Source organism: Streptomyces sp. NBC_01260, from assembly GCF_036226405.1.
Taxonomy (GTDB): Bacteria; Actinomycetota; Actinomycetes; order Streptomycetales; family Streptomycetaceae; genus Streptomyces; species Streptomyces laculatispora.
Genome location: NZ_CP108464.1, coordinates 4376444 through 4388275, shown reverse-complemented (window position 1 = coordinate 4388275; position 11832 = coordinate 4376444). Strand labels below are relative to the sequence as shown.

Genomic DNA, 11832 nt, shown 5'->3' with positions numbered 1-11832 from the left:
CTCGCCACCGACAGCGCCCGCGAGGACCGCGTCGGGGTCGTGGTCGCTCTCCCTGGCGAGGGCCCCGCCACGACGTACCACCTGCGCCCTCCCGGGGGCGGGACCCAGTGGTCGGCGCCCGCCGACGGGACGACGCTCAGGCCCGTACCGGTGAAAACCACCCATGCCACGCTCTCGGCCGGACGGGACGCGGTCTACGACCCGCGGGCCCGGCAAGGGTCGGTTCCCGTCGAGTTCCACTTCGATGACGGCTCGACCCTCGACGGCGCGCTCATCCTCACCTCTCCTGAGCTGGAGCGGTTGCACTCGCAGACCAGCCGCCTCCTTGACGCCCACGAACGCGCCCTCGGCGGCACCTCGTGACCGGGGCTCGACGCCGCCATGCCCGAAACGCCGCGTCCAGAACCGCACAGCCCGACCACGGAAGCCGAATCGCGCTCACGTTCCTGGCCATCGCCGGCCTGGTCGGCCCGGCCTGGGCACTGCGTGAGCACGCCGGCCCGCTCCTCGAAGGCGCTGGTCACCGGCCCTCCGCCGTCGCGGCGGACGCGAGCCTGACCTCCGACCGCTGAGGCCGCTCCCGGCACCGAGGCCGCTGCCTGCGCTCGGCCGCCGGAGCCTCTCACGCTGCTCTCTCGTCGAGCGGCGCTGAAGAACCGTCCCGCTCAGCGCGGCTTCGGCTGCCCGGAGCGGGACAGCCTGCACCCCGTCAGCCATCTGGAACATCCACGCGTGATTCTCCAGGGAGGGATCGTGGACATCCCGTACATCGTCATCGACCAGCTCGTCCCCGACCAACAGCAGGTCTGGAAGACGTACTTCGGCGACGCCGACCGTCCCCGCTACGTCGAGGAGGGTATCTGGCGCCGCACCCAGGAAAAGGCCACCGCCAGCCAGTCCGGCTGGGCGGCCTCCGACGACGCACGCCGGCGGATCATCCACTACCGCTACCGGTACGGCTTGGTGCCCACCACGGCTGCGCCGGCCATCGGCTTGACCGACCTGTACCTCTATCACTCCGCGTCCGCGCCGTCCGACGAGATCGACGCGCACCACGACGCCCTGTGGGATTCACTCGCCACTGGCGGCTGGAAGGAGGCTCCCGGTGGATTCTTATGGACCCGGCGGGATCTGAAGTGCCGGATCACCGAGCACGACGTCCACCCCCAGGACGCCGCTGCGGGCCGCACCCTCCCAGTCGGCTACCGGAGCCTGGACGTGCAGATCGCCTCTGTGTCCTACGCGCCGCCGCCCGCTGTCCGGCAACTGCCGTGGAACGTGCTCTCCACCGGAATCCGGTTCAAGGACCGCCCCGGCACGCCGACCCGCGTCCCGGACCTGTCCGTCCTCGCGGACTTGCGGCCGTTCCAGGTGGAGATCGGATGCGGTACGTCGGTCGAGGCGGGGATCCCGCCCCTGCACCGGCTCCACGAGATCTACCGGGTCACCGACCGCCAGGGCCACGAGCCGCGTGAGCATCGCTGCACTCTCTCCCCGACAGCGGACAGGCTCCTCCATGAGGTGCTGACGGAGCCGGAGGAGAAGACCGCGGAATTCGTGGAGATGTTCCGTGCCTGCTTTCTGGCCGAGCCGACTCCGGCCATGCGGGCGCTGAAGGAACTGAAGGACACCGGGCACCTCGTCGGTCCGGTCATCACCAACAACTTCGACGTGCTCGCAGCGCGCGCCGGACTCGACGAGTGCTTCATGCGCCGCTACGACCAGGCCGTACCCGACGTCGAGTGGGTCGACGGCGCCAAGGCACTCCTCGTCGTCGGCCTGCACGCCGACCGACGCAAGGTCCAGGCTCGCGCCCGTGCTCGCGGCATGCAGATCGTCTACCTGGACCCGGAGGGCTTCTGGCACGACGGCCAGTTCATGCCGTACCCGCTGGAGGGGCCCCAGGACGGTGACCTGGTGTGCCGGGCAACCGCCGCTGAGGCGTTGCCCGCACTCGTCAATCTCCTGAAGCAGCCCGCTGGTTGATTCACCTGCACAAAGAGGGCCGCGCCGGATGGTGGCGCTAGCGTGACGCACCCGGCCGGCCCGGACTCCCCGGGCGGGCGAGAGGCAAGGAAAGGAGCGTCGACCCCATGCGCGTATCCGTCATCGGCTGCGGTCACCTGGGCATCCCCCACGCCGCTGCCATGGCCGAGATCGGCCACGAGGTCATCGGCGTGGACCTGGACCAGGCGAAGATCGACCGCCTCAACGCCGGCGAGTGCCCCATCTACGAGAAGGGCCTCCCGGAACTCCTCGCCACCCACACCGCATCCGGGCAACTGCGGTTCACCACCAGCCTGGTCGAGGCCGCCGAGTTCGCCGACATCCACTTCCTCGCCGTGGGCACGCCCATCGACGCGGACGGACGGAGCTACGACACCGGGCAGGTCTTCGGCGCCGCCCGCGCCCTTGCGCCGCACCTGACCCGCCCGACCGTCATCGTCGGCAAGTCCACGGTCACCGTCGGTACCTCCCGCGACCTCGCCGCCCTCCTCATCCGGCTCTCCCCGGCCGGTGAGGATGTGGAGGTCGTCTGGAACCCCGAGTTCCTCCGCGAGGGCCACGCCATCGACGACACTCTGCGACCCGACCGGATCGTCGTCGGCGTCCCCTCGGCCCGCGCGGAGGACGCTGTACGCCAGGTCTACGCACCTCTCCTGGCGAACGGGATCCCGCTGTTCGTCACCGACCCCGCCACCGCCGAACTCATCAAGGGCGCTGCCAACGCCTACCTCGGCATGAAGATCTCGTTCATCAACGGCGTCGCCGACATGTGTACCGCCGCCGGAGCCGACGTCCAGCAGCTCACTGAGGCCATCGGACTCGACCCCCGTATCGGCCGCGGCGGCCTCAACGCCGGACCCGGCTACGGCGGCGGCTGCCTCCCCAAGGACATCCGCGCCTTCACAGCCTCAGCCAGCACCCTCGGAGCCACCGAGGCAGCAACCCTCCTGCGGGCGGCAGAGCAGGTCAACGAATCCCGCCCCACCGCTGCGCTGAAGCTCATTGAGCAGACCCTCGGCCACCCCGTCGACGGCGTACGCATCACCGTCTGGGGCGCGTCCTTCAAGGCCGGAACCGACGACGTCCGCGAATCCCCGGCCCTGGCCATCGCCGCGCTCATGCACCAGCGCGGCGCGACCGTCACTGTCCACGACCCCCATGCCGTACCCACCGCACTGCGCCGCCACCCCGAACTCGACTACTGCGAAACCCTCGAAGGCTCCATCGCGGCAGCCGAGCTGATCGTCCTGGCCACCGAATGGCCCCACTTCCGCGAGGCCGACCCCAAGGCCCTCGCCCCACTGGTCGCGGACCAGGTCCTCGTCGACCTCCGGAACCTCATCGACGCCGATGCCTGGCGCATGGCCGGATGGACCGTACGCCAGCTCGGGCGACCCGCACAGGAATAGCCGAAGCCATCGAACCGGAGGTCCGCCGTGGACACCCTGTGGGACAACATCGAGAAGCTCTCCGCCGTCTGCCGAGCGGCTGGCGCACACCTGCCTGACGAGGAGCTCAAGGCACTCCAGGTCGGCAAAGTCGCCGAGGAGGCCGGCGAGGCCATGCACGCCCTCCACGGGCTGAAGGGCCTCACCACCTGCGACGACGCCCACACCTGGTCCGAGGTCCAGAACGACCTGGTCGGCGCCGTCATCGCGGCCCTCCTGGCCATGCACTACGTCGACCCCACTGGCGCCCGCGCCACCTTCGACGAGATCCTCCACCGTCGGACTCGCAGGGGACGCGAGGCCGCGGCCTGACACCTCCGAACATGGCCGTCGACCGCGTCTGGTGGGCGCGGTCGACGGCCATGTTCGGGCACGAGTCACGGCAGGCACCTGATCACGGCGCGGTAGAACTCTTCCTCTCCCCGTCAAGCGGCTCGCTCCGCTGGAGCGAGCCGCCTTGACGGGGAGAAACACTTTGGCTGGGGCGGTCAGCTATTCAGATCCGAAAAAGCTCCCAAGAATCAGATCGAACTCGCAAACTTGAGAAAAATCATCACCCATGATCGCCCCACGAAGGGCGTTGGCATCGCGATGCTCGTCACAGAACGCTTGAGCTGCAGTCAGCTTGTCACCGGAAATTGATTCCGGATAATAATCTTCGATCGCCCCACGTTCTAGCACGTAGATCTTTTCATCACGCAGGGACGAGATGAGATTTGTCTTTGCCTCGCCGATTTCTTGGCTTGGTGGGTTTTTTACCAGCTCTGCCCTGACATCACGAGTGACGGCACGATGAAAGAATTCATCTACCGTCTTCCGCAGGTCTTCCCATTCGCATTGTCCGACCGAGAAAAGCTGACCCGCTTGGGCGGCATCGCGCCACAATTCCTTCATCGCAGGTGCGTCGCGTAGCTTCCGAGCCATGTTGCTCGAGATATCAGTCTCGCCGCGCTCACCTCTAGCGATAGTCTCTCCTACCACTTCCATCAAGGCTTTCTGCTTGGACGCACACTCGGCGCTTGCCCCCAGTTTATTGAATCCCTCAACCAGCGCATCTAGATCCGCCAGAACGGCGACCGCCACACCAAATTCCTCAAAGAAGCCCCTATACCGCGCAATGCTTGACTTCCCGTTGACTTTAGCGATAGCCACCGAACGCTTGCCAAAATCCCACTCCGGGCTCAGAGTCCTGGCAATATGGGGAATCAGGATGTGGTCACTATCCCCCTCCACGAGGAGCACCTTATCCGAGAAGAACGCGGCATCATTATTCTCCTGGCGGATCATCTGAAATTGATCCTTGGCCTTCAGATGCGACAGATCAACAGGATAGGCCACTGCAGAGGGTGGGAAAGTAGACCTGTCTTTCGCGATCTTCACAAAAGTCCCGGTTGCTTGCGGACTATAGAAGGATGTCGAGTGAGTGCTAACCAAAACGTGGTGGTCCTGCGAGAACACGCGAAGGGCTTCGAACAACTGCTTTTGAGCCCGCGGATGCAAAAATAGCTCAGGCTCCTCGAAGAGGAGGAGGTAGGGCCGCGATTTTGCAGTCGACGAGCGATCGCGCATCGCAGTTCTGAGCTCGGCATACGTTCGGAGAATCGCGAAAGTGACAGACCGACGGAGACCGTCTCCTTTACTCTTGAACGCACCCCTGACACCATCATCGACTGTGATTGTCGCATTAGAAAGAACACTCTTGAGGTCTGGTGGAGGAATCTCGATACTAACTCGCGTATCAGGGAATGCGGCCTGCAGATTGCCCTCGACGATTTGCTCGATGTTCCTTACCTCTTCAAGCCGCCCGTCATTGACTGCCCCGTCCGGGAGTGCCTCTACGTTGAGATACCCACGTAGTTTTCCGAACAGCTCGTCAACGTCGGCCAGCTGCGGCTTGATCTGCTCAACCAGTATGCCTAGCAGCTTGCCGAATGAAGCACTTTCAGAAGTCTTAAGATCATCCGAAAGTTCTTTTACGGCGGGAATATAAATAACTTCCGGGAGCAGGGCCTGAATAGACTTCTCCATCCCGGTCGGCAGATCGACATCACCCTTAGACCGCTCAGATTCATGCAGAGAGTGAGCGAGAGCAGCGATTGCCTCTTTCACATCCTTCTGAGTTGCCTTCGGAGGCAAAATCTCCCGCAACTCAGGGAACGCATAAACCGCACTCGCTTTAAGTTCTTCCCCTCGCTTTCCAGCGACCATTTCCTGAACAGAGGAAGGCCAATATTTCTTATTCGAAGGAACGTCATCAACCTGCCTCAGAATCCCCTTTCCCGGCGCTACATACACGCGCGAAAGCGTCAACCTCCCACCATCTGCGACTTTCTCGATCCTACCCCTGTGCTCTTCGGCGAGTCGCGCCAGATCCTCATCTTTGATTTCATCCAGAGTTACTTCAATACGCAGAGGCTCCTCCGCGTCGTAAAAATCAGAATCTTTCAAAACTGGACCGCTGAAGAAGATGTCCAACGCCTGCAGAATGGAAGACTTTCCCGCATTATTCTCACCGATGATGCAGCCGAAAGGAGATATCGGCATACTCAGGTCACGAAGGCCCCGATAATTTTGTACTTTTACGTTAGAAATCAGCACAGGAGCCCTCTTAGTCCCTCTATCCCGAAGCTCTCAGCTTTGGGATGGTTTGGCGTCTGGTCAGCCTAGAACCACGGGGTGCATGTGGGGGGTGTTTTCCCTGAGATTGATGGTCCGATCGCTGAGCCACCGCACCTGGGTCAGGGGCCGGCCCCGTGTCATGGAGCCTGTGGCCGAACCCTGTCGTGCCAAACCTGCGCCAGATAGGGTCAAGCGGCGGTGAACCGTGGCGTTTTCGGCAACTGGCCTCTTCTGACCCACCTGCCCACCCGGCGTACGCCACTTGGCAGCACCGTTGAATCCACCCGTGCCCCATCCGTGCCCTTCGGAGCGGACACCAGCGGTCAAGCACGGTGCCCAGAGACAACGCCAACCTCGACCGATCCAGCCAAACATGCAGGTCAGAGCCGCTACAGTCGTTCAAGAACCGTTGATTCCCAAGCTCAGAGCGCGAGTTCGATTCTCGTCACCCGCTCTTTCACGAACCCCCAGGTCATGGACCTGGGGGTTCGTCGTTGCCCAGACTTCCCCGGGCGTCGCGCACCACCTGCGCACCACCTGGCCCCTTGTTCTCGTAGGCTCGGGCGAATGTCGCTGCGGTGGCGGCCACGGCCTGGCGGAGTTCGGCCCGTGCAACGATCTCGACATCCCACCGAGCCTCAGCAACTCGCAGCAGGCGTGCTCGGTGCCCTCGACTGGGATGACCGCCTCGACCCATCCGTCGTCACCGCCGGCGGTCGCGGTGGAGCCGAAGGCCCTCACCACCGCAAGGGCAACGTTGCCGAGCAAGCGCCAGCATTCCCGGGGAGAAAGGCGGACGGTGGCTGTGCCGATGTAGCAGCGGGCCCGGAAGTCATCGAGGTAGGAGACCCAGTACACGCCAAGGTCGAAGTCCTGCGGCCGGTCGAACCGCTCGTCGCCCAGCATGGGAGGGGACCGAAGAACCCTTCGGTCCCCTCCCACGTCCGGTCAGAGCCAGGAGTCCCAGATGCCGTACGCCGTCGATCGGGTCACGGCCTCGACGCCCGAGGCGTCGAGCCGTACGACGCGGTAGTAGTACAGGCCGAGCCGGTCCTCGTGCACCGTGGTGTCCATGTAGAACGCGGCGTCACCCATCGCGCCCTCCGCCAGGGCGACGTAGGCGGCAGTGACGGGGTCCCAGCGCTCCACGCGGTAGCTCGCGAACCGGGAACAGTCCCCGAGTCCGGAGCTTTCGGAGCAGCCGACGTACAGATCCGGGTACTGGCCCTCACGGACCTCGGTCTCCGTCCAGCCCGGCGGCTGGGTATCGGGCAGGGTGACCGAGACCTCGGCGGGGTGGAGGACGCCGAGTGGATCGTCGCGGTGATCGTCCATCGCGGCCACCTTGTAGACGTGGGTGGTGCCGTCCGGCACTGTCGGGCAGAGGATTTCGGTCCTGGTCAGGGAGCTGCCGGTCCAGCAGTTGTTCTTCCAGACCGTCTCACCGCTGTCCGGGTCGGTGACGCCCTGCCACGCGCGGTAGCCGGAGACATCGGTGTCGGCGGGCGGCGTCCAGGTCAGCCGGACGCCGAGCGGGACTCGTTCCGCGGTCAGGTCCTGGACCGTGGCGGGACGCTGGGTGTCCGGGGTTGTCTCCGTGGCGGGCGGGCCGGCCTGCGACACATGTCCGTACCGGTCGGTCGTCACGACTCGGTACTCGTACGTCGTCTCCGACTTGCCCTGGACGTCCCAGCAGCTGCCGTTGACCTGTTTGCGGGCGGACAGAGGAGCATCGTCGTCCGCCCAGGTCCAGTACGTGTCCGGGTCATCCAGCGGCTGGTCCACTGAGCTGTTCGGCTTGCACTGGTCCACGATGTCGGTCTCGCCGGTCGCGGTGTCGGTCCGGATGATCTTGTACGTGGGAAGAGGCCGCTCGTCAACGGTCCACGGGTCGACGCTGCTCCACTCGACCATCACACCCTCGTCGAACCTGTTGGCAGTGGTCTTGAACGCGGGGATTGCCTCCGGACGGTCGGCCAACTTCAGAGTGATCTCCACCGGCGCGGCAGGATTGCCCTTGGCGTCCAGCGAGCGCACCGCGTACCGGTAGCTGTCGGCGACGGCGGCCGACTGGCGCGGCACCATGTCGGTCCGGGTGCTGGGGCTCCCCGCGGGAAGAGCGTCGGCGTAGCCGCCGGTCGCCGGGTCGTACTGGAGGACCTGGTACGAGGCGGCCCCGGTGACGGGCGACCACACCAAATGCGGAACGCCCGACCGGTACTCGGCGCGGAGCCCCGTGACGGCGGCGGGCGGGGTCAGGTCGGGGGTGGTGAACGTCGTGCAGCCGAGTACGCCGACCAGTTCCCGGCGGCGTCCCGGGCCCGCCCCCGGTAGGTGACCTTGCTGCCGTCGGCCCGGTAGCCGGTGTCACAGATCGCACCCTTGGTGCCGGAGTAGACGGTGCTCCAGCGCTTCGTGGTCGCGTCGAGCCGCTGCATCTCGTACCGGGCGATGTCGGCGGCGTTCTTCGCGGTGGTGACCAGCTCCGGTGCCGCGTAGGGCTGGTCGGCCGGGCAGGCATCCCATTCGACAAAGGGCGCGGCGGGCGGCGTCCTGTCGACGGTGGTGACGAGCTTGTCGGAGCTGCCGCCGGATACATTGCCCGCCTTGTCTACGGCCCACACCTCGTAGTAGTAGGCCGCGCCGGTCTTGGGCAGCGCGCTGTCGGTGTACGACGTGGCGGTGGTCGTCGCGAGCTGCTTGCCGTACGGCGCGCCCTTCAGCCGCCGGTAGACCCGGTAATTCGCCAGGTCCATCTCCTTGCTCCTGGTCCAGGTGAGCTTGGCCGCGCCGGTGGCGGGGTTGTACGAGACGGCCGTGCCCGTCGGGGTGAGGGGCTTGACCTTGTCGTAGGCGGCGGAGGTGCGCGGCGTATAGGTGAACCTGACGTTCGCGGAACCCGTCCAGTTGACGAAGTCGAAGCGGATCGTGTGCTTGCCCGCGGGGATCGTCACGTTGACCGTCTTCTTGACGGTGGCGGAGACGTTCTTCCACACGTTGATCTTCCGGACGCCATCGAGGTAGACGCGCATTCCGTCCTGGGCGGAGGCCGTGAACGCGAAGGGACCACCGGAGCCGAAGTCGCGCGTCACCGACCAGCGCACGCCGAAGTTGTTGGACGGCACGCCGGAGACGGGTGCTCCCTTGCCCCAGTTCTGGTCGATCGCGGAATCGCAGTCTGTCTTCTTCGGCGTGCCCGAGAACGTCGTGTTCGCGAAGAACTGCCGCTTGAAGACGGGGGAAGTGCAGTTCACCGCCGCGGAAGCAGGTACGGCGGTGGCGTAGAGCACTCCGCCTGCCGCGGCCAGAACCAAGGCGGTGGCGGTCGTGCGTCTGGCTGGGTTCATCAAGTCCTTCAGTCCTGTTCGGCGGCCGATGTCGGTCAGACGTCGCCGAACAAGACGGACAAGAGGGCCGGTTGGTTGTACGAGCCTCAGCCGTAACAGCTCAGACGCTGGGGCACGGTCTCCGTAGCGACTCCCGTGCCCCATCCGTGCCCGGCAGAGCGGACAACAGCGGTCAGGTGCGGTTCCCAGAGACCGTAGCCATACACCCCGCCTGACGGGAAAACACAGGTCAGAGCCCCTTCAACGGCCCAAGAACCGTTGATTCCCAAGCTCAGAGCGCGAGTTCGATTCTCGTCACCCGCTCCACGAAAGAGCCCCAGGCCAGCCGCCCGGGGCTTTCTTGTTAGCCCGGAGCGGAATCCGGATGTCGCCGACTGGCTTCGGTCAGCCAGGCCGGGGTGTACATCAGCTCAAAATGGGCCCTGCCGCGCCGCCCCGCCCTCATGCTGTACCAGCGACCTACTCACGACATTGTCGCGTCCGATGCCGTGCGGTCCACCGGGTGACGTGCAGCCGATCCCTAGGGCGCGCACCCGGTGCGGGTGGCGCGCTGCGAGTTGCTGGGCCAGGCGTCCGCCCATGGACGTGCCGTAGACGTCGGCCCCGTCGATACCGAGGTAGTCAAGCACCGCGACCACGTCCAGGGCGAAGAGCTCGGTGCCGTAGGGCTTGTGGGGCTTCTCGATCTCCCCGTGTCGCGGAGATCGAGGGTGAGGGTGCTGCGAGCCACGGGCCGCGTGGAAGTCGTCGCGTACCCCGTCCCGTCAAGGGTGGTTGTTCGCCTGGCCCGCCGGCAGCACCAGCGGTGGCCCCTCGCCCTGGACCTGGTAGGCGATCCGGACCCCGTCAGGCGTCGTCATGTGCGGCATTCGACTTCTTCCTTCTCACAGGCCGGATTCAGCACGCGTCACGGCGCCGAGAGCGTCCGGCCGGCCCTTTGCCGATCGGGGCCACCCATCATTCGAATCGGCAGGCACTGTGTCATCAGAGCGTTCACCGCGGTGCTTCACTTCTCCGTGCCGTTTGCGGAGCAATCGAGGAGCGACCCGGCGGTGCAGCCGTACAGAGTGCTGCTCCACCCGGTCTTCCTGAAGTCATAGTCCACCTCGTCGCCCTTCTCACCTGGCGTGGCTTGTCGTGGAAGCCGGAGAGAAGCTCCCACTCAGTTGCTGTCCGGCGTGCGCTCACCAAGCTGTAGGACCCGGGCAGCGGGGAAACTCCACTGGCCGAGTAGGCCGTCGTGTCGCAGCAGTGACGTCATCAAGGGCTTGAGGTGCGGCCGGGGAGTCAGGCGGCGATGAGGTCCTGCTCACGGTCCGGCGTTCCGACCTTGGGCTGCTTGTTCGGCAGCGCGAGCCGGAAGACCTTGTGCCACGCGGAGAACACCTGCTTGGGCAGCGGGCCGGTGATGTACTCCAGCTCGTACTTCTCGAACAGCGCGCGCACCTTCACCGCGACCTCGGCGTACCGGTTGCTCGGCAGGTCCGGGAACAGGTGGTGCTCGATCTGGTGCGACAGGTTGCCGGTCATGAAGTGCATGGCCTTGCTGCCGCTGATGTTCGCCGAGCCCATCATCTGGCGCAGGTACCACTGGCCGCGTGTCTCGCCCGTGATCGACTGGCGTTCGAAGACCTGTACGCCCTCGGGGAAGTGCCCGCACATGATCACTGAGTGGGTCCAGATGTTGCGGACCAGGTTCGCGGTGAACGTGGCGCCGAGTGTGGTGAGGAATGAGGGGCCCGACAGCAACGGGTGGATCACGTAGTCCTTGAGCACCTGCTTGCGGATCTTACGGCCCACGGCCTTGGCCCGCGCGCGGAACTCCGGGTTCTTGCGGCGGCGCTTGGTGAGGTTCTTGCCGAGCTCCAGGTCGTACGCTGCGATGCCGTACTCGAAGAAACAGGCGTTGAGGAAGTTCCACAGCGGCTGGCCGAGGTGGAAGGGGTGCCACTTCTGGTCCTCGTCGACGCGCATGATGCCGTAGCCGAGGTCGTTGTCCTTGCCGATCACGTTGGTGTACGTGTGGTGCAGCTCGTTGTGCGAGTGCTTCCACTGATCGGACGGCGAGACGTGATCCCACTCCCAGGTGGTGGAGTGGATCTTCGGGTCTCGCATCCAGTCCCACTGGCCGTGCAGGACGTTGTGGCCGATCTCCATGTTGTCCATGATCTTCGCCACGGACAGCCCGGCGGTGCCGAGCACCCACGCGGGCGGGAAGATCGAGAACAGCAGCACACCCCTGCTGACCAGTTCGAGCTTGCGCTGTACCGAGATGACCTTACGGATGTAGGCGGCGTCCTTCTCACCGCGGCCGGCGATCACCTCGTCGCGGATCGCGTCCAGCTCGCGGCCCAGCTCCTCGATCTGCTCCGCGGTCAGGTGGGCGGTGGGGTCGATGGCGGTCAAGGTGT

At 65.3% G+C, this 11832-nt stretch carries 11 protein-coding genes; 5 read left to right on the top strand and 6 right to left on the bottom strand.

The genetic code is table 11. The annotated features are described in order from the left end of the window. Nucleotides 1-39: 39 nt before the first annotated feature. The 5 genes from OG322_RS19600 to OG322_RS19580 all read left to right on the top strand — a co-directional run bounded on the left by OG322_RS19600 (nucleotide 40) and on the right by OG322_RS19580 (nucleotide 3767). Nucleotides 40-363 (top strand): hypothetical protein, encoded by a 324-nt coding sequence (locus tag OG322_RS19600; protein ID WP_329306743.1) that lies wholly within the window; start codon nucleotides 40-42, stop codon nucleotides 361-363. Beyond that, the gene (locus tag OG322_RS19595) at nucleotides 360-572 is read left to right on the top strand and encodes a hypothetical protein (protein ID WP_329306742.1); all 213 of its coding nucleotides are present in this window, start codon (nucleotides 360-362) and stop codon (nucleotides 570-572) included. Before OG322_RS19600 ends, OG322_RS19595 begins: the two co-directional genes overlap by 4 nt. 181 nt (nucleotides 573-753) lie before the next feature. Beyond that, nucleotides 754-1986 (top strand): hypothetical protein, encoded by a 1233-nt coding sequence (locus OG322_RS19590; RefSeq protein ID WP_329307746.1) that lies wholly within the window; start codon nucleotides 754-756, stop codon nucleotides 1984-1986. Between the two features lie 107 nt (nucleotides 1987-2093). Further along, nucleotides 2094-3416: a UDP-glucose dehydrogenase family protein gene (locus OG322_RS19585; RefSeq protein ID WP_329306741.1), complete on the top strand. Its 1323-nt coding sequence runs from the start codon at nucleotides 2094-2096 to the stop codon at nucleotides 3414-3416. Nucleotides 3417-3443: 27 nt separating this feature from the next. After that, the gene (locus OG322_RS19580) at nucleotides 3444-3767 is read left to right on the top strand and encodes a MazG-like family protein (RefSeq protein ID WP_329306740.1); all 324 of its coding nucleotides are present in this window, start codon (nucleotides 3444-3446) and stop codon (nucleotides 3765-3767) included. 180 nt (nucleotides 3768-3947) lie between these two features. Here the strand turns inward: OG322_RS19580 and OG322_RS19575 are convergent, their stop codons facing one another. From OG322_RS19575 to OG322_RS19555, 6 genes are all read right to left on the bottom strand, one after another. Next, a complete protein-coding gene (locus OG322_RS19575; RefSeq protein WP_329306739.1) occupies nucleotides 3948-6053 on the bottom strand; it encodes an ATP-dependent nuclease in 2106 nt (701 codons plus the stop codon). A 420-nt stretch (nucleotides 6054-6473) separates the two neighbouring features. After that, a complete protein-coding gene (locus OG322_RS19570; protein WP_329306738.1) occupies nucleotides 6474-6980 on the bottom strand; it encodes a WYL domain-containing protein in 507 nt (168 codons plus the stop codon). A 42-nt stretch (nucleotides 6981-7022) separates the two neighbouring features. Continuing rightward, entirely contained in the window at nucleotides 7023-8273 is a 1251-nt protein-coding gene (locus OG322_RS41595) for a hypothetical protein (protein ID WP_443066553.1), read from the bottom strand. A gap of 56 nt (nucleotides 8274-8329) precedes the next feature. Next, entirely contained in the window at nucleotides 8330-9421 is a 1092-nt protein-coding gene (locus tag OG322_RS41590; RefSeq protein ID WP_443066552.1) for a PA14 domain-containing protein, read from the bottom strand. A gap of 410 nt (nucleotides 9422-9831) precedes the next feature. Continuing rightward, a complete protein-coding gene (locus OG322_RS19560; protein WP_323179879.1) occupies nucleotides 9832-10065 on the bottom strand; it encodes an alpha/beta fold hydrolase in 234 nt (77 codons plus the stop codon). A 643-nt stretch (nucleotides 10066-10708) separates the two neighbouring features. Beyond that, nucleotides 10709-11827 (bottom strand): fatty acid desaturase family protein, encoded by a 1119-nt coding sequence (locus tag OG322_RS19555; protein WP_329306737.1) that lies wholly within the window; start codon nucleotides 11825-11827, stop codon nucleotides 10709-10711. Between the last annotated feature and the right edge of the window lie 5 nt (nucleotides 11828-11832).